The 25979-nt window shown below is 57.0% G+C and carries 26 protein-coding genes and 2 pseudogenes; 17 read left to right on the forward strand and 11 right to left on the reverse strand.

The window, feature by feature from the left end:
- Positions 1 to 16: 16 nt before the first annotated feature.
- Positions 17 to 787 carry an IclR family transcriptional regulator gene (locus Q1A52_RS12130; RefSeq protein WP_300015544.1) on the forward strand — a complete coding sequence of 257 codons (771 nt, stop codon included), beginning with the start codon at positions 17 to 19 and terminating at the stop codon, positions 785 to 787.
- 23 nt (positions 788 to 810) lie between these two features.
- Here the strand turns inward: Q1A52_RS12130 and Q1A52_RS12135 are convergent.
- A pseudogene (locus Q1A52_RS12135) lies at positions 811 to 1095 on the reverse strand (rhodanese-like domain-containing protein); the annotation flags it as partial.
- 149 nt (positions 1096 to 1244) lie between these two features.
- Here Q1A52_RS12135 and Q1A52_RS12140 point away from each other — a divergent pair.
- From Q1A52_RS12140 to Q1A52_RS12150, 3 genes are read left to right on the forward strand one after another with little or no spacing between them, the layout of a single operon-like run.
- Positions 1245 to 1598 (forward strand): MerR family transcriptional regulator, encoded by a 354-nt coding sequence (locus Q1A52_RS12140; RefSeq protein WP_300015547.1) that lies wholly within the window; start codon positions 1245 to 1247, stop codon positions 1596 to 1598.
- Positions 1595 to 2194 (forward strand): short chain dehydrogenase, encoded by a 600-nt coding sequence (locus Q1A52_RS12145; protein ID WP_300015550.1) that lies wholly within the window; start codon positions 1595 to 1597, stop codon positions 2192 to 2194. Before Q1A52_RS12140 ends, Q1A52_RS12145 begins: the two co-directional genes overlap by 4 nt.
- Positions 2191 to 2898 carry a transporter substrate-binding domain-containing protein gene (locus Q1A52_RS12150; protein ID WP_300015553.1) on the forward strand — a complete coding sequence of 236 codons (708 nt, stop codon included), beginning with the start codon at positions 2191 to 2193 and terminating at the stop codon, positions 2896 to 2898. The genes Q1A52_RS12145 and Q1A52_RS12150 overlap by 4 nt, the downstream gene beginning before the upstream one ends.
- Positions 2899 to 2952: 54 nt before the next feature.
- On the opposite strand, the gene Q1A52_RS12155 is transcribed toward Q1A52_RS12150, so the two are convergent.
- Entirely contained in the window at positions 2953 to 3402 is a 450-nt protein-coding gene (locus tag Q1A52_RS12155; protein WP_300015556.1) for a VOC family protein, read from the reverse strand.
- 12 nt (positions 3403 to 3414) lie between these two features.
- The gene (locus tag Q1A52_RS12160) at positions 3415 to 3837 is read right to left on the reverse strand and encodes a RidA family protein (RefSeq protein WP_300015559.1); all 423 of its coding nucleotides are present in this window, start codon (positions 3835 to 3837) and stop codon (positions 3415 to 3417) included.
- A gap of 127 nt (positions 3838 to 3964) precedes the next feature.
- Between Q1A52_RS12160 and Q1A52_RS12165 the strand changes: the two genes are divergently transcribed.
- Positions 3965 to 4540 (forward strand): LysR family transcriptional regulator, encoded by a 576-nt coding sequence (locus Q1A52_RS12165; RefSeq protein WP_300015562.1) that lies wholly within the window; start codon positions 3965 to 3967, stop codon positions 4538 to 4540.
- Positions 4541 to 4684: 144 nt separating this feature from the next.
- Here Q1A52_RS12165 and Q1A52_RS12170 read toward each other — a convergent pair whose 3' ends face one another.
- From Q1A52_RS12170 to Q1A52_RS12190, 5 genes are all read right to left on the reverse strand, one after another.
- A complete protein-coding gene (locus Q1A52_RS12170) occupies positions 4685 to 5317 on the reverse strand; it encodes a tyrosine-type recombinase/integrase (protein ID WP_300015566.1) in 633 nt (210 codons plus the stop codon).
- Positions 5318 to 5569: 252 nt separating this feature from the next.
- The gene (locus Q1A52_RS12175) at positions 5570 to 6031 is read right to left on the reverse strand and encodes a DUF411 domain-containing protein (RefSeq protein ID WP_300015569.1); all 462 of its coding nucleotides are present in this window, start codon (positions 6029 to 6031) and stop codon (positions 5570 to 5572) included.
- 37 nt (positions 6032 to 6068) lie between these two features.
- Positions 6069 to 7457 (reverse strand): multicopper oxidase family protein, encoded by a 1389-nt coding sequence (locus Q1A52_RS12180; RefSeq protein WP_300015572.1) that lies wholly within the window; start codon positions 7455 to 7457, stop codon positions 6069 to 6071.
- Complete coding sequence (locus Q1A52_RS12185) at positions 7454 to 8410, reverse strand: CopD family protein (protein WP_300015575.1); 957 nt, start codon at positions 8408 to 8410, stop codon at positions 7454 to 7456. Before Q1A52_RS12185 ends, Q1A52_RS12180 begins: the two co-directional genes overlap by 4 nt.
- 9 nt (positions 8411 to 8419) lie before the next feature.
- Positions 8420 to 8767: a copper resistance CopC family protein gene (locus tag Q1A52_RS12190; protein ID WP_300015578.1), complete on the reverse strand. Its 348-nt coding sequence runs from the start codon at positions 8765 to 8767 to the stop codon at positions 8420 to 8422.
- A 297-nt stretch (positions 8768 to 9064) separates the two neighbouring features.
- Between Q1A52_RS12190 and Q1A52_RS12195 the strand changes: the two genes are divergently transcribed.
- Positions 9065 to 9508 (forward strand): cytochrome c, encoded by a 444-nt coding sequence (locus Q1A52_RS12195; protein WP_300015581.1) that lies wholly within the window; start codon positions 9065 to 9067, stop codon positions 9506 to 9508.
- 17 nt (positions 9509 to 9525) lie between these two features.
- Here the strand turns inward: Q1A52_RS12195 and Q1A52_RS12200 are convergent, their stop codons facing one another.
- Positions 9526 to 10056, reverse strand: a complete 531-nt coding sequence (locus Q1A52_RS12200) for a Crp/Fnr family transcriptional regulator (RefSeq protein WP_300015584.1) — start codon at positions 10054 to 10056, stop codon at positions 9526 to 9528.
- Between the two features lie 105 nt (positions 10057 to 10161).
- Between Q1A52_RS12200 and Q1A52_RS12205 the strand changes: the two genes are divergently transcribed.
- From Q1A52_RS12205 to Q1A52_RS12225, 5 genes and pseudogenes are all read left to right on the forward strand, one after another.
- Positions 10162 to 10704, forward strand: a complete 543-nt coding sequence (locus tag Q1A52_RS12205; RefSeq protein WP_300015587.1) for a periplasmic heavy metal sensor — start codon at positions 10162 to 10164, stop codon at positions 10702 to 10704.
- Positions 10705 to 11117: 413 nt separating this feature from the next.
- Positions 11118 to 12206, forward strand: coding sequence for an integrase family protein (locus tag Q1A52_RS12210; RefSeq protein ID WP_300017289.1), 1089 nt, complete (start codon positions 11118 to 11120; stop codon positions 12204 to 12206).
- A gap of 348 nt (positions 12207 to 12554) precedes the next feature.
- Positions 12555 to 13109: a hypothetical protein gene (locus Q1A52_RS12215; RefSeq protein WP_300015590.1), complete on the forward strand. Its 555-nt coding sequence runs from the start codon at positions 12555 to 12557 to the stop codon at positions 13107 to 13109.
- A 366-nt stretch (positions 13110 to 13475) separates the two neighbouring features.
- Positions 13476 to 14135 carry a helix-turn-helix domain-containing protein gene (locus Q1A52_RS12220; RefSeq protein ID WP_300015593.1) on the forward strand — a complete coding sequence of 220 codons (660 nt, stop codon included), beginning with the start codon at positions 13476 to 13478 and terminating at the stop codon, positions 14133 to 14135.
- A 591-nt stretch (positions 14136 to 14726) separates the two neighbouring features.
- Positions 14727 to 14924, forward strand: a pseudogene (locus tag Q1A52_RS12225) (IS5/IS1182 family transposase); the annotation flags it as partial.
- A gap of 422 nt (positions 14925 to 15346) precedes the next feature.
- Here the strand turns inward: Q1A52_RS12225 and Q1A52_RS12230 are convergent.
- Both Q1A52_RS12230 and Q1A52_RS12235 read right to left on the reverse strand, forming a co-directional pair.
- On the reverse strand, positions 15347 to 16252 hold the full coding sequence (locus Q1A52_RS12230) for a DNA-binding response regulator (RefSeq protein ID WP_300015596.1): 906 nt from the start codon (positions 16250 to 16252) through the stop codon (positions 15347 to 15349).
- Positions 16239 to 19568 carry an ATP-binding protein gene (locus Q1A52_RS12235; protein WP_300015599.1) on the reverse strand — a complete coding sequence of 1110 codons (3330 nt, stop codon included), beginning with the start codon at positions 19566 to 19568 and terminating at the stop codon, positions 16239 to 16241. Before Q1A52_RS12235 ends, Q1A52_RS12230 begins: the two co-directional genes overlap by 14 nt.
- A gap of 219 nt (positions 19569 to 19787) precedes the next feature.
- Between Q1A52_RS12235 and urtA the strand changes: the two genes are divergently transcribed.
- From urtA to fmdA, 6 genes are all read left to right on the forward strand, one after another.
- A complete protein-coding gene (urtA, locus tag Q1A52_RS12240) occupies positions 19788 to 21059 on the forward strand; it encodes an urea ABC transporter substrate-binding protein (RefSeq protein WP_299605266.1) in 1272 nt (423 codons plus the stop codon).
- 84 nt (positions 21060 to 21143) lie between these two features.
- Positions 21144 to 22070: an urea ABC transporter permease subunit UrtB gene (gene urtB / locus Q1A52_RS12245; protein WP_299605264.1), complete on the forward strand. Its 927-nt coding sequence runs from the start codon at positions 21144 to 21146 to the stop codon at positions 22068 to 22070.
- A 13-nt stretch (positions 22071 to 22083) separates the two neighbouring features.
- Complete coding sequence (gene urtC, locus Q1A52_RS12250) at positions 22084 to 23214, forward strand: urea ABC transporter permease subunit UrtC (protein ID WP_299605261.1); 1131 nt, start codon at positions 22084 to 22086, stop codon at positions 23212 to 23214.
- Positions 23215 to 23217: 3 nt separating this feature from the next.
- On the forward strand, positions 23218 to 23958 hold the full coding sequence (gene urtD, locus Q1A52_RS12255) for an urea ABC transporter ATP-binding protein UrtD (protein ID WP_299605259.1): 741 nt from the start codon (positions 23218 to 23220) through the stop codon (positions 23956 to 23958).
- An 11-nt stretch (positions 23959 to 23969) separates the two neighbouring features.
- Entirely contained in the window at positions 23970 to 24659 is a 690-nt protein-coding gene (gene urtE, locus Q1A52_RS12260) for an urea ABC transporter ATP-binding subunit UrtE (protein WP_300015602.1), read from the forward strand.
- 22 nt (positions 24660 to 24681) lie between these two features.
- Positions 24682 to 25911, forward strand: coding sequence for a formamidase (fmdA, locus tag Q1A52_RS12265; RefSeq protein ID WP_300015604.1), 1230 nt, complete (start codon positions 24682 to 24684; stop codon positions 25909 to 25911).
- Positions 25912 to 25979 lie beyond the last annotated feature (68 nt).

Consider the following 25979-nt stretch of genomic DNA (forward strand, 5'->3'; position numbering starts at 1 on the left):
ACAGGATCCGGATGAGATGACAGCAGAGCCCCCAAAAGAGCCCAAGGTTGATTCCACGTTGTCCAAGGGGCTTTCCCTTCTGGAAAACCTTGCGGCTTCCCAGAAGGGAAAGGGCGTCACGGAGTTGTCCAAGGAGCTTGGCCTGACAAAGTCGAATACATTCAGATTGTTGCAGACGCTGACGACGCTTGGCTATGTACAGCACAAGCCAGACAAGACCTATGCCGCAACGCTCAAGACCTGGCGCGTTGGGCGGGCCTCCGTCGAGAATCTGAATTTGCGCGAACTTGCGGCGCCAGAGCTGACGTTTCTGTCGAATGAGAGTGGGGAGGCGGTTTACCTGGCAGTGCGCGAAAACCTGTCGGTGATCTATATCGACAAGGTCGACAGCCAAAAACCGATCCGCTCCTGGAATGCCGTGGGGGGCACAGCGCCGCTGCATTGCGTGGGGACGGGCAAGGCGATACTGGCTGCGGACTTTGCCAAGCTGCGCGATCAGGTCAGCGGCGCGCTCACGCATCACACGGCAAAGACCCTTACCAGCATCGAGGCATTGGAAGCCGATGTAGCTGCGACGCGAATGCGGGGCTTTGCCTTTGACACGGGAGAGTTTCGTGATCGTATCCTGAGTTTTGGCGCTGCCATCACGCTGCCGGGGGGCGAACCGGTTGGGGCGCTTGGGATATCATTGCCCGACATCAACCTGCCGGAGAACGGGATTGATCAATTTGGCGCGCTGGTATCGCATGCGGCCCGCAGCGTCTCTGCAAAGCTGGGCCACACTTGATCGCGTAGACTCCTCGCGCTGGATCAGGTTTTCTTTTCTGGGAATTCCACAGGACCGCCCTGTTTCTCCCAAGTGGAGAATCCCTCTTTCAGGTGTGCGGCATCAAACCCCATGTCCTGCAGAGTCGCGGTGGTGATGGCAGAACGCCAGCCAGAGGCGCAGTGAAAGACATACTTCTTATCCTGTTGGCCAAAGATGTCTTTGTAGTAAGGGCTGTCAGGGTCCACCCAGAATTCTATCATCCCGCGCGGGGCGTGAAAGCTGCCGGGAATGAACCTGCTGCGCTGCCGCTCGCGCACGTCGCGGATACTGGTCGCCTAACGGCAGGTTTGACGGGCCGCACCGCAGCATCAGCTTAACCAGGGAGCAGCAGCAATGGGTCGCCTTTTGTCAGATTTGTTCTTGACCTGGAGTTACTCAAGGCCGGTATCAGAAGTGGCACTGGAGGTCTTTCGTCATGCGCATTTCTGAGGCTGCGGCCCGGTCGGGGCTCAACGTTGATACGATCCGATACTACGAAGCAGAAGGGCTCGTGCCGAATGTCGTGCGCGGTACTGACGGCCAGCGGAGGTTTTCGCCGGACAATGTTGACTGGCTGACACTGCTGTACTGGCTTCGCGAAACCGGCATGCCGATGAAGGTGATGCAGCGGTTTGCGGCGCTCTATGCGCAAGGGGATGCGACCATTCCGGATCGCAAGAGCATCCTGCTCGATCACTCCCGGCTTTTGGCCAAACGCCGCGACGATCTTGATCGGTGTGACGAGATTCTCGCCAGAAAGCTTGAAATCTATGAGGAGTATCTGCGGTGAAAATCATTCTTGTTGGTGCCTCGGGCGATGTAGGGGGGGCCGCCTTTGCCGAGCTGTCGCAGCGCCATGACGTTGTTCGCGTCGGTCGAAAGACTGGGGAGGTGCGCGCCGATATCTCCGACCGCAGCTCAATCGAAGCCATGTATGAAGAGGTTGGAGCGTTTGATGCTCTCGTTTCAGCCGCGGGCCAGGTTCACTTCGCCCCGCTGGCGGAACAGACAGACGCGTCACTGAAGATGGGGCTTGAGAACAAGGTGATGGGGCAAATCAACCTTGTTCTGGAGGGGATGAAGCGGCTCGCGGGCACAGGCTCCTTCACCTTGACCAGCGGTGTGCTGGACCGCGACCCGGTTGTTGCAGGTACAGGGGCAGCACTGGCAAACGGCGCGCTTGCGGGTCTCGTGAAAGGGGCGGCGATTGAGATGCCTCCCGGGGTGCGGATCAACGTGGTGAGTCCTGGGTTGCTTGATGTGTCCGAGCGCCGCTATGGCGCTTTGTTTCCCGGTCACAAGCGGGTGCCGTCGCAGCGGGTTGGACGGGCGTTCGCCAAATGCGTCGAGGGGGCGATCAACGGTCAAGTGGTGATTGTAGCGTGAGGGTCGCTTATCCTATCGAGCCGCCGTTCAACTATGTGGACGATGCAGGAGCCGTGACCGGATGCGATGTCGAACTGGCGCGGTACGTCCTCGATCAACTCGACATTGGCGAAGTTGAGTTTGTCGAAACCGAGTTCGCCCAGCTTCTGCCCGGGCTCGCCCGAGATGACTGGCAGATGACCACAGGCCTTTTTGCGTCCCCTGAACGGCAGCGCGTCGCTTTGTTCAGCAGATCGATCTGGGCCTTGCCGGATGGATTGCTTGTCCGGAAAGAGGATGCACAGTGCTTGGCTGGGTATCGAAGTCTTGCCGTTTCGGGTGATTTGAAACTAGCTGTAATACGGGATCAGGTACAGCATGTGACCGCCCTTGAACTCGGCGTGACGCCCGGCCAGTTCTGCGTATTCGAAACCTATGCTGATGCGGTGCGGGCGGTGGAGGATGGAACAGTCAGTGCATTTGCCAGTGTCGCTCGGGCACATCAAGGCTTCCTTCAAACAAGCTCTGCCGATGGTCTTGCCGTCGTGGACGTCCCGCTTCTGGAAAGGGCTCCGGCGTATGGTTGTTTTGCGTTCGCGCTCACCGCCAATGAACTTCGAAACCGTGTTGATCAGGTTCTGAATACCTTCATCGGCGGTACTGAGCATCGAAAATTGATGAAAGCATTCGGGTTTGCGGACGCTGATGTTGATCGAATCCTTTAACCGTGGTGAAGAGGGGATCGCCCATGGATGAGATACAATTCTCGGCAACCGCAATCAGTCGACAACCTGATGAACGCCAGAAGGTTCAGCCAATGTCTCACGCGGGTGAATGTCGGCGAAGACTTCGATGACGTTGTGCTCCGGGTCGCGGAAAAACAGCGTCCTGTGGGGCCAGTCCTGATTTGTCGGAGGCTCGATCACCTCGATCCTGTCTTCGACCAGCCTATCATACGCATGATCAACGTCGGCTGGCGGTACGCGAAAGCTGATCTGAATGGATGCGGATGGCGCCGGCAGGCTTGGCCCGTCGTAAGGGCGGCCGCGTTTCCTTAGGCCGAGAAACAGGGTGCCGACCCGAAAGAAAGCCATCCGGTCCGGAAAATCCTCTTCGACTTCGAATTGAAACAGCCGCTCGTAGAACGCTTTCATCTTCGCGAGGTCATCGCAAAGAAGGATTACGTAGTCCAAGCTGCGAATGGCTTTGAAACCTTCATGTTTGTTCACGGCTTTATACCCTTAATATTTTGGCTCGTGAAAGCGATCCTCGGGGATCACGGCAATGGGGGCGACTTCCACCAAAAGGTCTGGTGCGATCAGCCCGGCGGCCTGAATAAGAATACTGATGGGGCCGTGCGCCAGTTGAATGCGTTCGGCCCGGACTTTCTGGATGGCAAGCATATCTGCCGGATCGAGGTAGAAGACGGTCAACGACACGATGTCGTCCAAGCGCCCGCCCACGGCCTTGAGGATGTTTTCGACATTGTCGAAGCATTGCCGCGCCTGCGTTTCGCAGTCGCCTTTTCCGATGACATTCCCATCGTGGTCCCAGGCGACTTGCCCCGTCATATGGAGGACGCGGCCCTCTGGCTCGACCACGCCATGATGGAAGGGGCGTCCAAGTTGAGGCCATCCGGTCGGTGGATTGTATCTGATCGTCATGAGTTCCTCTTTCTGTTTGTTGAGAGGATTTGCATGGATGCGCCTGTTTTGTTCAAACGATAGAAACTGAGCGCGAGGCTTAGAAAATCTCGGTCTACTGCGCCGGGTGTGCGTGCTAGGAGACGCCATGACCTATCGATTTCCGTCCCTGAACGGCCTCAAAGCGTTTGAAGCGGCCGCACGACATCTGAGTTTCAAAGCCGCAGCAGCCGAGCTTGGGGTGACGGCCGGTGCTGTCAGCCAGCAGGTCAAGCGGTTGGAGATGTCTCTTGGCATCTCGCTCTTCCGGCGGCTGCCACAAGGATTGCTGTTGACGCGAGAGGGCGCGGCTTACCTTCCCGATGTTTCGCGGGCTTTCGACGTTCTGACAGACGCGACCGAGGCGATCGCCCCTGCGCTCAACGGACGGAAGTTGAGCTTGGGCGTTGATCCCCTCGTCGCTGACCGTCTGCCAAAAGGATGGCCCCGTCATTCAAAGGAGCTCGATCCATATGTTCGGGAGACGGTGACAACGGATGACGTCGAACTGATCTGGTCCAACGAACTGGATGCACTGCTCCTTGCCGCTAGAACACGACATGGCGCCCTTGCAGAGCGCGCCGTTTGCCTCAGTGGCTCCACGGCCGCTCTGTATTTCGTAACCCGGCCTGGTCTGGCCGAGTGTCGTCAATCGCGCGCCATACGTGAAGCTTTGGAGGTCTAGGAGCCAAGTAGACTGCGACAGTATGAAGGACTAGCGACAGATTTTTTCAATCGTGGATGTCCGCAATGCGGAATGCGAATGCAGCATTGTGTCACTAGGCTGAGAGTCCGCTAAGGGCCGCCCGCGAAGACGACCCTAAAGTTGTTAGATTTCAATGGCCTCAGCGATTGCTAGCGCATCCTCGAGTTCGACGCCAAGGTACTGCACGGTACTGTCCATCTTGGTGTGTCCAAGCAAAAGCTGAACCGCCCGCAAGTTTCCCGTCTTCTTGTAGATCTGGGTTACCTTTGTTCGCCTCATCGAATGCGTGCCATATGCGCTCGCTTCTAGACCGATCGACGTGACCCAATCGCGGACGATCCGCGCATATTGGCGTGTCGAGATGTGCAGGCGCTCATGGAACCGACCTGGCCAAAGGTACTCCGAGCCGACCGTGAGCTCATCTTCCATCCACTTTTCGACCAAGGCGCGTGTGCCTTCGGATATTTCAAATCGTACAGGTTTCTGAGTTTTGCTTTGCAATACTGAAGCGCGTTCTTTGATCTGACCAGACGCCATGACGTCGACGACCTTCATCTTCACCAGGTCACAACCGCGCAGCTTGCTGTCGATCGCCATGTTGAAAAGCGCGAGGTCGCGATGGTTTTCTGCCAGTTCAAGTCGCACCCGGATGGCCCAGACATGCTTTGGTTTCAATGGTCGCTTCTGACCGACGATGCGCCCCTGGTTCCAAGCTGGACGTAGTGCGCGAATAGCTGGTAGGTTTGGTGTTTCCATGACTGATCCTCCGATCCGCCATGCCCTCCCAAAACGACAACCCGACGTTGACGCGGACATCATAACACAGGAGGCTGCGCTGCCTCCGAGGTCAATTGAGCGCCCAATCGCCAAATTGCTGCACTTCGCAGAAACCGCAGTAATGCGACGAATGCAGGTATTGGACTACCCAGGTCGCCTCAGAACGGGGCAACTCGACTAGAAGAGCGGAAACCATAGAATTCAGTCTCCTCCGTCCCATATCGCACCAATTTAGGCATGGCTCTCAAATACTTCGATTGAGCCATCGCGCAAAACCAGCAAAGTGTCGTAGGCATCGCGTAGGTCGCTCATTTCCATGCCCGGTGAACCAATCGGCATGCCGGGCACCGTCAGGCCGAGCGCATCCGGGCGCTCCATAAGCAACCGCTGGACGTCTCCGGCAGGCACATGGCCTTCCACGAAGTAACCGTCGATGAAGGCGGTATGGCATGAACTCAGCGCGGGTGTAACGCCTGCGCGATCCTTCATAGCCCAAAGCGTTTCCTGATCGACGTCACTGGCGGTGACATTGAACCCCGCGCGGACCATGTGATCGACCCAGGCCGAGCAACAGCCGCATGTCGGTGTCTTGAAGACCTCCAGTTCGCCTGAAGTTGCAAGCGCGGGTCGAGCGATAGACGCGGCGCTCAAGCCAGAGGCAAGGCTGATGAGGATAAAGTCTCTGCGGTCCATGAGATGTATCTCCTTTGAGTTATCACTGAGCCTTGCGCTACGAGACACGCAGCCAAGTCATCATGCCTCCGGCGGAATGCTCCAGCATATGGCAATGCAAGAGCCAGTCGCCTGGGTTGTCTGCAACGAAGGCGATCTCGACCGTTTCGCCGCGGGTCATCAAAACCGTGTCACGCATTGGGCCAAGGGTACCGTCCGCAGCGATCTGTCGGAAGTGATGCCCGTGCAAATGCATCCCGTGCGGCCAGGCGGTGTCGTTGGTCATGGTAATCCGCACGGTTTCACCACGACTGGCGTCGATCAAAGGGGTGTCGCCCATATCCGCCATGCCGTTGAAGGCCCAGACTTTGCCCTGGGCGGCCATGTCCCGCATGTCCGTCATCTGACCGCCCATCATCGCGCCGCGCATGCCACCCATTGCGCCGCCTTCCATTCGCAATTCAGCGTGTCGGGCGGTTCCTAGATCTCCGAGAGCGGGAACGGGATTTGGCGGGAGGGCGGTCGGTTCGGCCAAGCGCTCCTGTCGGACAGCGCCGCCGACCGGGAAAGCCGCGATGGCGTAGCCGCCGTCGGACTCAACGCTCACAAGGAAGGCTTCCTCTCCCTCATCCGCAATCACATCGACAATCAGGTCCGCCCGCTGCGCTGGCGCAAGAACGAGGTCTCCCAATGGCTGCGGTGCCTCCAGCGGCATGCCATCAAGTGCCAGGACCCAGCCTTCCAAGCCCTTCGTATCGAGCGAGAAAATCCGCGCATTTGCTGTGTTGATCAGACGAAGACGCATCCGTGAATGCCGGGGCACGTCTCGCGCCCAGGCCCCATCGCCATTCACTGTGATCCAGTTGCCGATCCGTCCGCCATGGGACCAATCGCGCATGTTCCCGAAACCCTCGGCGATCTGGGCCTCATCCGTCAGGCGCCAGTCGTCGAGTAATAGCACCTCGTCAAGATCGACCTCCGGCGCGCCTGTGGCCTCATCGACAATCAAGGCACCATAAAGTCCTCGCGCCATCTGCTCATACGTGCGGTTGTGTGGGTGATACCAGTAGGTGCCAGCGTCGGGCAGCGCGAAGTCGTAGAGGAAGTCTGCACCCGGCTCGACAGCAGACTGCGTCATGCCAGCCACACCGTCCATGGCGTTTTCGATGCGGATGCCGTGCCAGTGGACTGATGATGCCTGCGGAAGGTCATTCCGGAATAGCAGTGTCATCCGCTCCCCCTGACGCGCGCGCAGGACCGGGCCGGGCGTCAGGCCATCATACCCCCAAATGCGCGTCTCCGGATACTTGGCTGGTGCAAGCCGCGCGCTGCTCACCCGCGCGTTGAGGATTGGCGTGGCTTCTGCACTCGCAAAGGTTGGCAAAGATGCAGCGGCTGCAGACGCCAAGAGTGACTGATGGAACTGCCTGCGGTTAAGACGTGTCATGAAGCGTCTCCCAACGTGTGACGCGCCGACGCAGCCGGTCGCGTATCCAATGATGCCTGTTCGCTCTCTCCGTCGCCGGGTGGCGATGAGACAGTGGTGAGCGCTGCGGTCGTGATCAGGATACCGGCCACAAGCGCCACTTCAAAACCAATTGATCGGCGGAGCCGCCTGCGCGTGCCCGGCGTCGATGTCAGAAGCGCAGGTGTCAGTTTCAGTTTGTTCACCGCAGCCAGAGACAGGACACCCGCAAAGAGAATGAGCTTGATCGCAAACATCTGGCCATAGGGGCTGGACAGAGCGGATGGTGTCACAGCACCCAGAAGCATAAGGACCAGCCCACCCGCAACGACGAGCAGGCCGACAACCCAAAGCGCCCGGCGACCGAACTCATGTGCCAAGGCTCCCGCGCTTGCGGGTGGGTCGCGCCGTGTCGCACGCAGGAGCGGCGCGAAGGCACCGACCCAGAAAGCGAGGCACAGTATGTGCAAGGTGATGAGCCCGCCAAGGATCACCTGCGGCTCGCCGAGCGCGTGACCGCGGAGCGCAAAGGAGGCGGACGCAAGAAATGCGCCCACAAGTGCGAGGATGTGGCCAGCCCGCGCGCGCCACAGGATACAGAAAATGAGCGCAAGCCCCGCAAGGCGCACAGCTGCACTTGTTCCAAGCGGGCTCTCCGCCACCATTCCGAGGATCATGGGATCTACCGCGCCGTCCCATTTGCCGCCCAAGAGGAAGCTGGCCCGCACAGGAAGCCGCAGCCCGGTAAAGACGGCTGCTGCGAGCGCTGACAGAACCGCAGTTCGACGTAGCGCTGCGCGTCCGTTCTCACTCACGCATTGCAAGGAGACGACCACCAACACACTGCCGACAGCAACCAGCGTCGCAGCATAGGCAAACGCCTTCACGATGATAGACAGCCATGTGACGCTGTCGGCAATGGCGAGGGTTGCCATCATCGCGGGTCAGTTCGCCAACTCGAAGGAGAAGCTGCCTTGCATTGCATGACCGTCCGAGGCCAGACCGCGCCACTCCACGGTATAATTTCCCGGTGCCAGTGGTTCTGGCTCCGCGTGGAACTCAAGTGTTGGCTCCAACCCGGTCTCACGCTCCATGGGCATCTCTGAGCCTTCGGCATCCACCAATCGCACCAGGGTGATGCGCATCGGGTCGTCGAACACCATGTGGATCATTTCCGGCGTTTCGGTCAGTTGTGCGCCGTTCACCGGCGTTGTGCCCTGCTTTTCGGAATGCGCAGCCGCGGCCCCGCTCAGAGATAGGAGGATGGCGATTGCCGTGAGTTCGCGTTTCATTTTGAAACTTCCTTCTTCGATTACGCACGACAATGTTGCCGTCTTTGCGAGCAGATCGCTCGCAGGCGACTCGTCTCCGCGATCTATGGGCCGGGAGCCTGCCGGATGTATTTGTGCAGCCTCCCGTTACTGGAAGGTCAATAGCAAAATCTCGCTTGACCTTCCAGTAACCGGAGGCCGCATTACGAGCGGTAGTAGAGTTCAAAACGTCATGGGGGCGTGCGCCGCGACCGCCGAGCCCAGATGTACAAAACCGTAAACACAGTGAGAGGTATCCGCTGAATGAGGAAATGGATCATGTTGTCTGGCGCTTTGCTGTTGCTGGCCGCACTCTCCGGAATATTTCTGACGGGCGGGTCGGTGCCGCTTGCTGTGAGCGATCAACCAAACCTGGCCCGCGGAGAAGCGATCTATGCGGAGGCTTGTGCCGCCTGCCATGGCGCAAATCTGCAAGGCGAGCCGAACTGGCGATCCCCCGGACCGGATGGCAGGCTGCCAGCACCACCGCATGATGCGACCGGTCACACGTGGCACCACTCCGACCGGGTGCTTTTGGACATCACCATGCGTGGCACGGCCGCGGTCGTCGGCAGAGGCTATGAAAGCAACATGCCGGGCTTCGGAGACACCTATTCCGAGGATGAACTGCGCGACGTCCTCGAATGGATCAAAACCCAGTGGCCGGAGCGGGAACGTGCGCACCAGGCACAAGTCACGGCGCAGGATGAGGCGCAGCGCTAAGTCGTGCGGCTTTCGGATCACCGCGCGCTGCGGCGGCGCGCGATTTCGCGGTAAAGGGCCTCTGGCGTGACCGCCAATTCCTGCGCCACGGTTTGCCAATGACCCTTCGCGGGCAGTGCGCCATTGTGATCAATCCAGGCATCAAGGCGCTGTTCGACCGTCTTCAACCCTCTGATTTCCGCAAGCAGGCGGGTCGTTTGCACGGTCCGTGCCAAATGTGCGGCCCAAGCCGTTGATGTCTCAGGATCAGCCTCCAGCATTTCCATCAAACGCCCGAAGCGAAGCTTTCTCAGGCGCGCCGGTTCGATAACCTTGGCGTCGCAGTGATAGGCTGCGGCATAGATTGACGCCTCCGCGAGGATGTCACCCGGAAGCGCTCTTTGAAAGCACATGACTTGGCCACTGATCTGCGTCCGTTCCAGATGAATGCCCCCTGTCTCAACGAGATGTACAAAGCGCACCGGGTCACCCGCATGAAACAGATAAGCGCCGGCATCTATTTCCATTGGTTCCCCATGGTCAAAAAGCGCTGTCAGAAAATCGTCCATGACATGATCATAATCATGTGATAGCGGCGCGCGCCATGAGAAGTCCTCTGAAAACGGGATCGGATCATGAGAAGACACATTGTTATTGGGTTCGCGGCGTCAGTGTTGAGCACCCCCGTTCTCGCCGATGACAGCCATGCGCATTATGCGGGGCTGGAATCCCGGGACATCGCAACCCTGTCAGAGAGCGATATTGCCGATCTCGAAGCGGGACGTGGTTGGGGTTTTGCGCTTGCCGCCGAATTGAACGGGCATCCGGGGCCAGCGCACGTTTTGGAGCATGCAGAAGACTTGGGTTTATCACCAGAGCAGCGCACGCGCGTGGAGGAAATTTTCACGGCCATGCAGGTCGAAGCCATCGCTGCAGGAACTGTTTTCATCGCTGCGGAACGCGCTTTGGATATAGCCTTCTCAAACGGAGGCCTCGATGCTGCCAAGTTAGAGACTTTGGTTAGTGCAGCCGGTCAAGCGCGCAGCAATCTCCGATTTGTACATTTGTCGCGTCATCTTGAGACGCTGGAAGTTCTGAGCGCCCAGCAAGTTGAACGATACAACGACCTGCGAGGCTACACCGACGATCCCTGCGCACAGATCCCCGAAGGTCATGACTCGGAGATGTTGCGACGTCACAATGGGTGTGACAGGTGACCGCGTAGAGGGATCCTTCACGTGGCAGATTTCAACTGCAGCAATTTCCGCAGACTGTGAGTCTAATAGTCTAGGATTTTGCACCCGCAGCGAATGGCCGGTCTGGTGAAGCTGCAGTGTGGCACCAGTGACTGCGATGAATGTCTCTTATTGGGCCGAAAGTGACGGTCAACAAGTCTACCATTACAATCCTTCAGTGGTGCCACTTGACGCCCACATAGCTATGAAATACTATCTAAATTCGTTGAGCGGGCGTTGTGTAGTGGTAAGACCTTAGCCTTCCAAGCAAAGAGTATTAGTTTCATTGAGTATCATACTCTTGCTAATTATTTCATTTTATTTGATAATATACCACATACGGCTTCATGCTGTATTGCCGCTTTTCATGCTGTTTCCGACAAAAAGCCGACAAAATGCCAAAGCTTACAGAGGCCTTCGCTCGCAAGTTACCACCTACTAAAACAGGTACGGATAAGCACTGGGACAGCGAGATAAAGGGTCTCGTGCTCTTCGTCGGGAAGCGATCCAAGACCTGGTATTTTCAGAAGGACGTCGGGGGTCAAACACGGAGGCAGTTGATTGGGCGCTACCCCGTCATCTCCGCTGACGCAGCGCGGCAGACAGCCCTTGGCTTTGCGTTGGAGTGGGGCAGGGGCGCCGGAAAGCGGATCCAGATGGGAGCCCCGACTTTGACAGTCGCAATGGAGAGCTATCTCGCACGGCCGAAACTGCGGTCTGACGCACATAAGACCACCTTGCGCCAACAATTCGAATTGCACCTCAAAGACTGGCTGAGGTTGCCGATTGATGAGATCTCAAAGTCTATGGTGGTTGATCGCCATCGCGCCATGTCTGCCACGCCATCAGCGGCCAACCACACACTCAAGTATTTCCGGACAGTCTGGAACCATGCGCGGCGCATCCACGACCTGCCCGAATGCCCAACCATGGCGATCGAATGGTATGAAGAGACACCAGCGGGCACCACCATCGATGATTTCGGGGCATGGTCAGAGGATCTGGACGGTCTGCACAATCCTATTCACAGAGTGTTCTATGAACTGGCGCTCTTCACCGGGCTGCGCAAAACTGAAGCCCTGACGCTGGAGTGGAAGAACGTGTACGAGGATCGCATTCATTTGCCGATGACCAAGAACGGTCGGAGCTTTGATCTGCCAATTCTGCAAGTCCACCACGAGATCTTGGCACCTATGCGGGGTTTGAGTTCGACGTGGGTATTTCCATCTCCAAAGAACCCTGAGGGGCGGTTGTCTGCACCACAGCGCATGCGATGGGGCCCACATGCGCACCGTCGCACCTTTGCGACCGTCGCAATGGAGGCGGGTGTGCTGGAAGAGGTCGTTGGACGCCTGCTCAACCATACGCCGCTATCGATCACCGGTCAGAGGTACGTGAAACCCAGCCTGGAAGCGTTGCGACCGCCGATTGAGACGGTGTGCCAGGAGTTGAAGGCGAGACTCGGGAGGCGAACAATTGGCTGAGTATAGGCTAGTGCTCGATACCGCTTCGGGTGACACGGAGACCCAAGATGTCGAGCACGAAAATGCAGTGCGGCTGCTGACAAAGGGCACTGATCAACTTGCTCCTGGGCAGAGGTTTGCTCCAACCGAACTCGCTGATCTTCTCAAGTATCGAGCAGCAGACCTTGCATCTTTGGGACCGCCGACGGATGTGCCTAAGCGCATGCAAAGGATCAACGAGCGGCTCTTTTCCGCAGGCATCCGCCAGAATATCGCAGACGGGTATCCGCTCCGCTGGTGCGAAGACAAGAGACAATTGAGACGATAGTCTGAGATATATTTGAGCGGGTGTGAGGAAGGTTTGCCAACTTGTTTCAGCAGATTGATTTGGTCTTTCGCCACTATGTGAAACACAACGGTCAGCTGGTCCGTTCATTCGTCGAGTGGAGCGATACGACACTGAAGGGCGAAAACCTGGTTCCGCGCCCATCGGAACGAATTCTGTACGTGGGAGGTGACTGGGAATATCTTCGCGTGCAACCGCCATGGCGGAGGCTCTATGAGGCCTTGCAGGAGATAGAAGACATAGTGGCAGCAACCATCGAAAAAGCGTTCTCGGAAGGCCGGATTATCTGTGCTCAAACCACGCTTGGTGGTGAGCGGTACATCCCTCCATCAACCGTTGATCTACGGCGTACCTATTCGAAAGAGAGAGGATACTCCTACCTCTTTTCCCGGGATTTGCCCGGAAACTGGTTTGACGATTTTGATACCCTCCCAAAAAGGAGGGCGGCAGCCAAACTTTGGATCAATGAGACTGGGGCCTATTTTGCCGCTCAAGGCAAGAGAACGGCAAGCGGCGACCCCAAGGCGGTCGCCCAGGAGAAATTTGATCTCTCGGTCAACGCTGTTCAAGAAATCTGAGTGACATGCGACTTTCCGAAGAAGGGGAAGAAGGGAGCGATTCCGGCTGATAGGCGTGTTTCTATAAATGAAATCAGAGCTTTAAAATAATGGAGGGGAGAAACTAGACCCTCCAGATTATTCAACTCGATGAAGCTGGATGATCTTTCCTGACATGGAAAGTCGCATTCAGCATACATCATCGAGGGGTTCTGAGGATCGCCTGCTGTCGCGAGAAGAGGTGGAGGCGCGGTTTGGCATCCCTAAGCGGTTCTTGGAACTCGCAGTCGCGCGGCAGAACGGCCCACGTCTCGTCCGCATTGGACGTCTCGTTCGATATCGGGTCTCGGACATTCTCGTCTGGCTGGATCAGCAGACCTCTGATCAATGACGGCGCCAAAGGAATCTCTGCTGAACAAGTGGCGAGCGGCTCAGTTGGCGCTTGTTCGGCATGACCTGCCGTCCCGAGCGCATCTGCTATTCTTTCGCCTTCTATATCACCATAACAATCAGACAGGTCAGTGCTACCCTGGTGAAGAGCTCCTCGCAGCGGCTCTGAACTGCACAACGCGGACCGTTCGGAACGCTCTTCGGGACCTTGAGCTTGCCGGTCTCGTCAAGACCAGAAAAGGCCCGGAAAGCCCACCTCGCAACTACTACGTGCTCACACTATTCACTGGTTCGACGGACGAGTACCGACTAGCGGAAAAAAAATGTCTCCAGCGGCGGAAAGAAGCTTCCGGTAAATCAGAGAATGAACCAAAGAAGTATCGGCAGAGAAAACAGCGCCTCCAAAATCGTGCTCAGAATGCAAGAGGGACCGCCAAATCCGAAGGCGAGAGCTTGGCAAACAAGAAAGGCAAACTCGAGCGCATTCTTATTCAGAAGTTGGGTGGAGGAGCTGCAGGATGGGCTCAGGTTATTCAGTTGGACGAGGCGACCATCGAAGAGGCCGTGAAACTCGCATCGGCGTCAAATGAGACCCTTGGAGTGATTGCGGATCAGTTATTTTTGGACCTGGAGCGCTCCAGATCCGGGGAGGGGTAGTTCAATCGCTACGATCAGATGACATGGAACCGGTGGGCCAAATCACAAATTGGCGCGCAGGTTTCCGAATATCTTTTTTTGGGGGCGAGGCGTTGCGGTGGTCCGGTGGTATAAAGCAAAGCTATAGTTGCTCCGTATGTTCGGATCAGGGCGCTCAATAGTTCATGCGCACCCATCAGACGGGTAGCTGTACCACTTCTTATCCGCGCGCGAAATTGTAGAAAAGAAGCCAGTTGAGGGGTGGTTGTCCGCATCGGAACACAGCTCCTGCAGTCATTCCGGTTTGTCTCGCAGGTCACGGGCGCAAAAATCGGTCTGGGTCCTTCCAGCGCCATTCCGACACGCGGGTTATTCGCACCCCGTTGCGCTGCAGGGTCATTGTTGTCACGGGGCTTGGACTTCGGGTTGTTGTTGTTTTCTGCTGCAGATCTGCCCAGCTTGTCTGGCGTGCGCCTAAAAGAACATCGCCTTGGTTGACGACTATCTCAAGTCAAGAAGGCGATTTGGCTGTCCACTTGGAGTAAGATGTACTGTGATCTTGGCTTGCTCTAACTGTCCCAAGGCCTCGATCTCATTCTGGGGAAGACCTGCCAGTACGATATCTCGATGAAGCTCCGAAAGAAGGTTGAGATTCTCTTCGCGCACCTGAAGCGCATTCTCAGACTGGGACGGCTGTGATTACGCGGGCCATGCGTCGCGAACGACGAATTCCTCCTCGCCGCCACTGCCCAGAACCTTCGCAAACTGGCAAAGATCTTTCCTGCACTGCAGCAAGCGTGCAAAGCCTGATTGGAAAGGCGTTCTCGCTCAGTTCAGTGCCCCTCTTGCTGCGCCCGCAACACGTTGTTTTTCCATAGAGGGCGGAAAAGCGGACCTTCGCTGCGCTAGCGAATTTTAAGGACAGCACCTGCGTATGCGGACATTGGCGAAAGAGTCGACGCGCGGTCGGAAGGTCGCATGGGCGTTGACGGACTGGGCTGGAGTTGGTCTTTTTGGCTTATAAGCTCCTCTCCAGAAGCAAGTGCTCGCCCGAAGAGCCTTGAGACAATCAGTGTTGTTTTGTGAAAAGAAAGCCTTTCGATCGACCTGCCGTCAATTTAAACTAACACATAAACGGCTAGTCTTTTTGGCCCGTCCTAGGCGAACAACACTGGGTTCATATATTGACTGTTCGGATGCTTAAGTTGGTCGACAATTGGTTTTGACGTGCTCTAAAGCGACGCGCGCGTGTGGAGCAGGCGGTCGGCAAGAACTGCGGCGGATGTGCGGTTGTCGACGCCCATTTTCTGGAATACCTGCTCAAGATGTTTGTTCACCGTCCGCGCGCTTAGCGCGAGGATGGCACTGATGTCGCGATTGGTTTTGCCGAGTGTGAGCCAGTACAATACCTCCGCCTCGCGCGCCGTGAGGTTGAAGGCGCTCTGCAAAAGATCACCGCGGGTGGGGCCATCTTCTACAACGAGTTTGATCAATATCTCCCGCGTGGCAGAAAGCCCCATGAAGTGAGCGACGACACCGTCGCCTGTATGCGGGCTGATCTCTGACACGGGCCGCGCGACACAGTTGAGAAGCCAAAGTAAAAAACCTGGGGCACTAGGGTTGAAGTCGCTGCTTTCCAACAATTCCATTGCGCTCTTGGAGCCCCAGACAAATTCTGCATCCTCGTCGAAGGCGAGGACCGGTCGTTCAAAGGCGTCAATTGCCTCCCGTGCGCTTTGAAGCATACGGGAGTTAACGACATGGGTGCTGAGGCGCGCGATCATTTCCTCAATCACCACGGGTTTGGTGATGTAATCCACGCCGCCCGCTTGCAGGCCTTTGACCACATGTTCCTGATCGCAAAGCCCAGTCATGAATATGATCGGAGCCAGGGTCGGGTTGGGCCCGGATTTGAGCCTGCGGCAAGTCTCGAACCCGTCGATATCGGGCATAAGCGCATCCATCAGGATGACATCTGGGTGCACCCGGTGGGTTAGCTTGATGGCCGAATGTCCGTCGCGCGCAACCAATACGGTCATGCCTTGCGCCTCTAGCGCGCTTGAGACCATCCCCAGAGAATCCGGGTTGTCGTCGACGACGAGCGCGATGCTTTTGTCCCCTGTTTCAAGCGTCTTCATGGTGATCCTCAAGCAAGCGGGCGAGGCCCTCCATGTCGAATTGTTCCAAACAGGCATCGAGCGCGCGCATCAGCGACGCCGGCCCGACGCCTGCTACTCGCAGATCATCAAGGGTTGCACGAAGCGCGCTCGCATGGCCGATCTCTGCGGCATCAAGCAGAGTCTTGCGCTCGTTTTCAGTGAGGCTCCTGAGGACGGGAGCCGCCTGGTTTTTGTCCATGATCAGCTTGACTTTGAGCAGCTCGGCAATTTGCAAAAGAAGTTCGTCCAGATTGTAGGGTTTGGCGAAAAACGCGTCATGCAGACCGATTTCGGTGCGGTGCAGACCTTCCTCATTGGCGTGGCCAGAGATCATGATGATTGGGGTGTTTTGGTGGCGACCCGCACGTAGGTCGCGCGCGAAGCTCCAACCATCGCGACCTGGCATATCTATATCGAGCAGCAGGATGTTTGGGACCGCGTCCCCCAACATCGTTTCCGCCATATCAACAGAGGAAGCGCAGAGGACGACGAAGCCGTATTTGGTTAGAAAATTTTCAGCTAGCGCAAGGTGGTTGAAATCGTCATCGACCACCAGAATGGTTTTGCGCGGGCCCTCATAGCCGTTAATAGGCAGGGCATTGCTTTCGGGGCCCATAGTATCGGGGTCGAATACGCTTGGCGTAACGGAAGGCAGCATCAGGCGGACACGGAAGGTGCTACCGACGCCGACAGCGCTTTCAACCTCGATTTCGCCCCCCAATATTTCAACCAGCAGCTTGGTGATTGTCAGACCAAGTCCGGAGCCTTGGATGTCACGACGTTCCCCCCGTTCAAAGGGGCGCCAGATGCGATCAATATGCTCAGGCGCGATGCCGATACCGCTGTCGGCGACCTCGATGATCGCGACCTCGTTGCGATAGGTCAGCTTGAATGTCACGGCGCCTTCCTCAGTGTAGCGGATCGCGTTTGAAAGCAGGTTGATGATGATCTGGCGCAGGCGTTTTTCGTCAGAGCGGACGAAAGCTGGCAGAAGCCCTTCGGCGCGCAGTTCGAAATTGATGCTCTTTTTGTGCGCCTCCTCCTCGAAGATCGAGGCCACCTGTGTCAGCAAGACCCGCAGATTGATCTGGTCACGCATAATCTCCAGCCGTCCGGCTTCGATCCGGGCGATATCAAGCAGACCGTCGATCAGCCCGGCAAGATGCTCACTGGAGCGGCGGATGCTGGTCAGTGAGGGACGCCAATTTTCCAGATCCGCGTCTTTTTCGAGGAGCTGCGCGAAGCCGTAGATCGCATTTAAAGGCGTGCGCAGTTCATGGCTGAGACCTGACATGTAGCGCGTCTTGGCTAGATTTGCCGCCTCAGCTTTGTCCTTTGCTTGTTGCAAAGCGCGGTCGGTGCGCTCATGGGCGCGGATTTCTTTTAGCAGGCGCTCAGTCTGGCGCTCTGCTTCCGCCGTCGCATTTCGGCGGCTTTCACCGCTAAGTAGGTACATCCAAACAGAAATACCTATGACGATACTGACCGTACTAAAGATTACTGTCAGAACACCGTCGAAATTGGGGGCATTTGCAGAGTTGCGCACGAGGCCGAGCACAACGCCGAAGGTCAATGAGATCACAATCGTTGCAATTGCGAAATGCGCGTGTCGCGTCATAAGCGCGCGCGCAACTTGGGTCGGAAGATAGGAAAATAACCAGTTCTTGAGGACGTAGTCGAACCTTGCATGCGGCTTGCACACATCATGGCATGCGGTCTCCAACGTGCAGCAGAGCGAGCAAATCGGGCCCGCATGGAACGGGCAATTTGCCATGTCCTCAGCATCGAACCGGAATTCGCACACGGTGCAGGAGTGCAATTCGGGGATCAGGTCTTCGCTGGGCCGCGCGATGTAGTATTTGCCGCGCGTGGCCCACGCAAGAATTGGCGCAAGCACAAATGCTGATCCAAGCGCCACGAAAGAGGAAAAAGCCTGCAACATCGGGCCAAAAACACCGCCGTAGGACAAGAAGGCCAAAAGGCAGGCAGCAAGCATAGAGCCAATGCCAACTGGGTTGATGTCGTAAAGATGTGCGCGCCGGAACTCGATACCTTTAGGGCTAAGGCCTAGCGGTTTGTTGATAACCAGATCGGAAACCAGCGCGCCAATCCAAGCAACGGCGACATGGGAATAGACGCCCAACACATGCTCTAACCCGGTGAAGACGCCCAGCTCCATCAGCATTAACGCGATGCAGACGTTGAAGACCAGCCAGACCACACGGCCCGGGTGAGAGTGGGTCAGCCGCGAGAAGAAATTCGACCAAGCGATTGATCCCGCATAGGCGTTGGTGACGTTAATCTTGAGCTGCGACAGGATCACGAAGAGACCTGTCAGCGCGAGAACCAGGTAGGGCGAATTGATCAGCTGATCAAAAGCCACATGGTACATGCGGGTCGGGTCGGAGGCGTCCTCACTCGCCACACCCTCCCGAATGGCGAGCGTGACGAGGTAGGAGCCCGCAACCATCTTCAGCACACCCAGGATCGACCAGCCGGGCCCCGCAGCAAGCAGGGCAAGCCACCATTTGCGTTTTTCTGACGTCGTCTTGGGTTCCTTCAGAAACCGCAGGAAATCCACCTGCTCCCCGATTTGCGCAACGAGCGAGAAAACCACGCCCGAGGCCGCGCCAAACATCAAAAGCCGAGATGCGTCGGAGGCTTGCTCTGGCCCGGAAAACGATGTCCAATTGTCGATATCATAACCTGCGAAGGCCAGAAAAACGAAAGGCAGAATATGCAGAAGGACCCAAAGCGGCTGGGTCCAGGTTTGAAAGGTCGAGATCTTTGAAAACCCGTTGATCACAAGCGGGATCACCACCAGAGAGCTTGCCACATAGCCAAAGAAAAGCGGCACCCCGAGGGTGAATTCCAGCGCCAAAGCTAGGATCGCTGCCTCCAGTGCGAAGAATATGAAGGTGAAAGAAGCGTAGATCAGAGAGGTCAGCGTTGAGCCGATATAGCCAAAGCCCGCCCCGCGCGTCATCAAGTCGATATCGAGGCCGTAGCGCGCGGCATAGTAAGAGATGGGCAAGCCCGTCAGAAACAGCAAAGCGCCCACAACCATAATGGCAACAATGGCGATATCGAACCCATAGGTCAGCGTGATCGCTGCGCCGATGGCTTCGAGAGCCAGGAAAGAGATTGACCCGATAGCGGTGTTTGCGACCCGACCATAGCCCCAACGGCGCGCGCGCCGCGCGGTGAAGCGCAGGGCGAAGTCCTCCATCGTTTCATTGGCGACCCAGCGGTTATAAGTCCGCTTCTCGCGCGTCGCCCCTAGCGCCCTAACCATTGTGGTGTCCTTATACGCGAGCGCATTTCGCAAGTTCGGACCGTGCCGGTTCTTGCGCCCCAAATACCCCCATTCAGCGTGGCCACAACCCTACTGCGCAAAACGCGCAGGCATATACGTCAATTGACGTATACAGCGTCGCCATGATCGCCCGGATGCTCATTCGTGGGGGGCGAGCCAGAATCGCCCATTCTTTAAGCGCTTTGCGAAGGAGGCGATATGTCAGACGAGACACCAAAGAAGAGATCCACAGGGTTAAGCCGGCGTGAGGTTCTAGCCGGGGGCACAGCGCTCAGCGCGGCTTTGTTCTTGCCCAAAAACCTCAAAGCGGCTGATTTCCCAACGGCTGAGATCAACACGACGGGCCTGGCTGTTACCGACGACACCGTGACCATCGGTATTTTGCACTCTGTCACGGGCACGATGGCGATTTCAGAGACGGGTTCTGTTCAGGCTGAGAAACTCGCGATTGACCAAATCAACGCACAAGGCGGCATCCTGGGCCGCAAGATTGAGTATATTCAAGAAGATGGCGCATCTGACTGGCCGACATTCGCTGAGAAAGCCCGCAAATTGCTGGTCAACGACAAGGTCGCGTCCGTTATGGGCTGCTGGACCTCCGCCAGCCGCAAGGCCGTCCTTCCCGTCTTCGAGCAGCATAACGGCTTCCTGTATTACCCGACCTTCTATGAAGGCCTCGAAGAGAGCCCCAACGTCATCTACACCGGCCAAGAGGCCACACAGCAGATCATCGCGGGCCTTGACTGGGTCAACCAGACCAAGGGCGCGAAGAGCTTTTATCTACTGGGGTCCGACTACATCTGGCCGCGCACCTCCAACAAGATCGCCCGCAAGCATATCGAAAACTTCATGGAAGGCTGCAAGGTCGTGGGCGAGGAATACTACCCCCTCGGCCATACGCAGTTTAATTCCGTCATCAACAAGATCCGTTTGCGCAAGCCTGACGTGATCTACGCGATTGTCGTGGGCGGCTCGAACGTGGCCTTCTACAAGCAGCTGATCGCAGCGGGGATTGATCCGGCAGCAGAGAAGCCCATCGTTCTGACTATTTCCGTAACCGAGGACGAAATCCGCGGCATTGGCGGCGAGAACATCGAAGGCGCATATGCCTGCATGAAGTACTTCCAGTCGCTTGAGAATGAGAACAACCTTAAATTTGTGGAAGAATTCAAGAAGATGTGGGGCGATGACATCGTGATCGGCGATGTGACACAAGCTGCATATCTTGGCCCATGGCTGTGGAAAGCGGCTGTTGAAAAAGCCGGTAGCTTTGACGTGGACAAGGTGCGCGAGGCGTCACCTGGCATCGAGATGACAACTGCGCCTGAGGGCTATGTGAAAGTGCATGAAAACCACCACCTGTGGTCGAAGACCCGCGTCGGACGCGCGCAGGCGGATGGCCAATATGAGGTTGTGTTCGAAACCGCAGAGCTGGTTGAGCCGGATCCGTTCCCGGAAGGCTACCAATAAGCCCCTGCTGATGGACGACCCGGTGCCAAGTCGGGTCGTCCTATCTCACATCCATCACCTTTTGCCCTTTAGGAGCTGTCCGTTATGTTTGCCGATTATTCTTGGCCAGAGCTTGGTGCGATCTTCGCAATGCAAGGCTTTGCTGGCCTGATCCTTTTCTCTGTCTTCGTGCTGATGGCGCTTGGTCTGGCAATTATTTTTGGCCAGATGGGCGTCATTAACATGGCCCATGGGGAGTTCATGATCCTCGGCGCATATGTGACCTATCTTCTGTCGAATTTCTTTGCCGACTACGTACCGGCGCTTTTCAGCATTTACTTCTTTATCGCGATGTTTCTTGCCTTCATTGTCTCAGGTGCTCTTGGGCTGCTGGTCGAATGGGCGATGATCCGGCATCTTTACAAACGCCCGCTTGATACGCTTCTCGCGACTTGGGGCCTTAGCCTGATTTTGCAGCAGGTCTATCGCAGCGTCTTTGGCGCGCGGGAGGTGGGAGTCTCCATCCCTGATTGGATGATGGGGTCGCTGCCACTTACGGACCTGGTCGAAATCCCCATCAACGGCATCTTCGTGATGGTGCTGGCAGTTTGTATCTCGCTGGGCATCTACTACCTGATGTTCCGGTCCAACTGGGGCAAGCAGGTGCGTGCAATCAACCAGAACCGGGTGATGGCCGGGGCGGTGGGCATCAACACCGAATGGACCGACCGGCTGACATTCGGCATCGGTTGCGGCGTCGCTGGCGTCGCGGGCTCCGCCTTCACGATGATTGGCTCCACAGGGCCCACGGCTGGGCAGCTCTATATCGTCGACACATTCCTAGTGGTTGTCTTCGGCGGTGCCGCTTCGCTTCTGGGCACGATTGCCTCGGCTTTCTCGATCTCTCAAGCGCAGTCGATCATGGAGTTCTTCCTGTCCGGCTCGATGGCGAAGGTTCTGACGCTGCTCGTCGTAGTCGGCATCCTGATGATCCGCCCGCAAGGCCTGTTTGCCATGAAACTGCGTAAGTAAGGGGCCGGCTCAGATGACACGTTCTTCTTTCATGTCCCGTAAAGAGCTGATCGGCTTTCTGATCTTGGCTGCGGTGATTTTCCTTCTGCTGCCGGCCATGCTCGATAGCTTCCGTCTCAATCTCTTTGGCAAATACCTCACTTACGCCTTCGTAGCGGTCGGGCTGGCGCTGTGTTGGGGCGCAGGGGGCATCCTGAGCCTCGGCCAAGGCGTCTTTTTCGGGCTCGGTGGCTACTGCATGGCGATGTTTCTCAAGCTCGAAGCCTCGACGCCCGAAAACACCGCAATCCAGTCCACCCCGGGTATCCCCGATTTCATGGATTGGAACCAGCTGACTGAGCTGCCGGTTTGGTGGCAACCCTTCTACAGCTTGCCGCTGGCACTTTTGGCGGTTGTTGCAGTGCCAGTGCTCTTCGCCTTCATCATCGGCTTTGCAATGTTCACGCGCCGCGTTGGCGGGGTCTATTTCGCCATCATTACGCAAGCCTTTGCCGCGATCCTGACGATCCTGATCATTGGGCAGCAAGGCTACACAGGCGGCGTGAACGGGATCACCGACCTGCGGACCTTGCTGGGCTGGGACATTCGCACCGATGAGGCCAAGACAACGCTTTACTTCGTCAACGGTGTGCTACTTTTCGCGGTGCTGCTGATCGCGCAATATGTACGTAAGTCCAAGCTGGGGCGGTTGCTGATTGCGATGCGTGATCAGGAGGATCGCGTACGCTTCTCAGGCTATAACGTGGCCAATTTCAAGATCTTCATCTTCTGCCTCGGCGCCGCCTTTGCAGGGATTGGCGGGGCCATGTTCACGCTGCAGGTGGGCTTCATGTCGCCGACGCTCGTGGGGATCGTTCCGTCGATTGAGATGGTGATCTTTTGCGCTGTCGGGGGGCGTTTGTCGATCCTTGGCGCCGTTTACGGCGCGCTCCTGGTCAACTGGGCCAAAACCTCGTTCTCCGAGGCCTTCCCCGAGCTTTGGCTCCTTGGCCTGGGCGGGCTGTTCATCGCGGTGGTGATGTTCTTCCCGAACGGCTTGGCCGGGCTGTGGTCCGAAAAGATCGAGCCGCGCCTGATGAAGCGGTTCCAACGCCCCGGGACTGACACCCTAAAACCCGTCGCCGAACGCGCACCAGCGGAGTAACCTATGTCCGAGCAAATGATAATTGAGGTCGAGGACCTCACCGTTTCCTTCGATGGATTCAAGGCGGTCGACTCGCTCAACCTTTATGTCGAGAAAAACGCCTGCCATGTCATCATTGGCCCCAATGGCGCAGGCAAAACCACGGTGCTGGACCTGATCTGTGGACGCACCAAAGCCACAGGCGGCAGCGTGAAGTTCAAAAACAAAGAACTTCTGTCCATGCGCGAGGACCAGATCGTGCATGCGGGCGTTGGGCGAAAGTTCCAAACCCCCAGCGTCTATGAGGACCTTACCGTCTCCGAAAACCTGGAGCTGAGCTATCCCAAAGGCCACAGTGTCTTTGGTGCGCTGATGTTCCGGCGTGACGACCCTGTGCAAACCCGCATTCGCGAGATTGCAGAGACGATCTTCCTTGAAGATCAGCTTGATGAGAAAGCCGCCTTCCTCAGCCATGGCCAAAAGCAATGGTTGGAGATCGGGATGCTGCTGATCCAGGACCCGGAATTGTTGATGCTGGACGAGCCGGTCGCCGGTATGTCGGTGGCCGAACGCAAGAAAACGGCGGAGCTTCTGAACCGCATCATCCAGGACCGCTCCGTCATCGTGATTGAACATGACATGGGCTTTGTGGCCGATATCGCCACCCGCGTCACTGTTTTGCATCAAGGCAAAACGCTCAGCGAAGGCTCAATGGAGCGGGTGCAGAACGATCCCAAAGTCGTCGAAGTCTATCTGGGCCACTAAGGAGAGCCGCTATGCTGAATGTTCAATCCCTGCGTGCCTCTTATGGCGAAAGCGAGGTGCTTCATGGCCTCAATCTTGATGTGAAGCCCGGCGAGATTGTCGCCATATTGGGCCGCAACGGTATGGGAAAAACAACGCTGATGAAAACGCTCATGGGCATCATGCCCGAGCGTGGCGGAGAGGTCCGGGTCGGTGATACCGCTTTGACGGGTCTCAAATCCCACCAACGTGTCGCCAACGGGATCGCCTATGTGCCGCAGGGCCGGATGATTTTCTCGGCGATGACGGTGAAAGAGAATGTCGAGACCGGCCTGACGGTCACCGGGCAGAAAACCGTGCCTGATGATATCTATGAGCTGTTCCCTGTGCTGTTGGAAATGAAGAACCGGCGCGGCGGCAACCTGTCAGGTGGACAACAACAACAGTTGGCCATCGCCCGCGCGCTGGCATCAAACCCGAAGGTTCTTTTGCTCGATGAGCCGACAGAAGGCATTCAGCCGTCGATCATTCGGGAAATGGCTCGCACCTTGCGCAAAATCCGCGACCAAAAGGGTTTGAGCATCATTGTCTCAGAGCAAGTGCTTAGCTTCGCGCTGGACGTGGCGGACCGGGTCATGGTGATCGAAAACGGCCGCTTCGTTCATGACAGCCCGCGCGACAGCGTCGACGAGGCCAAAGTCACAAAATTCCTATCCGTATAACCAACTCAAGGAGGAGCCAGATATGGCTGACACATTGATCTCGGTGGACTTGTCCGAGAGTCCCCACACCAACGAGAACATCCACAACCGGTGGCACCCCGACATCCCGATTAATGTCTGGGTCGAGCCCGGCGACGATTTCAAGATCGAGACCTATGACTGGACCGGCGGGCAGATCAAAAACGATGATGACGCGTCTGACGTGCGCGATGTGGAGTTGGAGCAGGTGCACTACCTGTCGGGCCCAATCGGGGTGAAAGGTGCGGAGCCGGGTGACCTGATGGTTGTCGAAATCCTTGATATTGGTGCCAAGGAAGACATGCTTTGGGGCTTTAACGGCTTCTTTTCCAAAAAAAATGGCGGCGGCTTCCTGACCGAGCATTTCCCAGAGGCACAGAAATCCATCTGGGACATCGACGGCATGTTCACCAAGTCGCGCCACGTGCCCGGCGTGAAATATGCGGGGCTTATTCATCCCGGGCTGATCGGATGTCTGCCAGATCGCAAAATGCTCGATATGTGGAACACGCGGGAGACCAAGTTGGTGAACACCGACCCGGAGCGTGTCCCACCACTGGCCGCCTTGCCCAACACGCAAAGCGCGCATATGGGCGCCATGAAGGGCGAAGAACGTGACGCCGCTGCTGCTGAGGCAGCGCGCACCGTGCCTCCCCGCGAGCATGGCGGTAACTGCGACATCAAAGACCTGAGCCGCGGTGCGGTGTGTTACTTCCCTGTATATGTTGACGGCGGAGGTCTCTCGATGGGCGACCTGCATTTCAGCCAAGGCGACGGGGAGATCACCTTCTGTGGCGCAATCGAGATGGCAGGTTGGCTGCACATTAAGGTGACGCTGATCAAGGAAGGGATGACAAAATATGCGATCCGCAATCCCATCTTCAAGCCATCTCCAATTACGCCCAAATACGATGACTACCTCATTTTCGAAGGCATTTCGGTCGATGAAAGCGGGGAGCAGCATTACCTCGATGTCCACGTGGCCTATCGTCAGGCCTGCCTGAATGCGATCGAGTATCTCAAGAAATTCGGCTACTCGGGCGCACAGGCTTACGCGATTTTGGGAACGGCACCCGTACAAGGGCACATCTCCGGTGTTGTGGATATTCCAAATGCATGTGCGACGCTCTGGCTGCCCAATGACATTTTTGAGTGGGATATGATGCCCAATGCGACCGGACCAAGTACCTATCTCGACGGTTCTTTCGACATACCTTTGGCCCCGGACTTGTAGAACTACCTCAGTCCGGCCCTGTTTCTCGCGCCGAAGCGGCAATCGGGGAAGAGTGGGGCCGGGCGCCT

It is taken from the genome of uncultured Roseobacter sp., from assembly GCF_947488185.1.
Classification (GTDB): Bacteria; Pseudomonadota; Alphaproteobacteria; order Rhodobacterales; family Rhodobacteraceae; genus Roseobacter.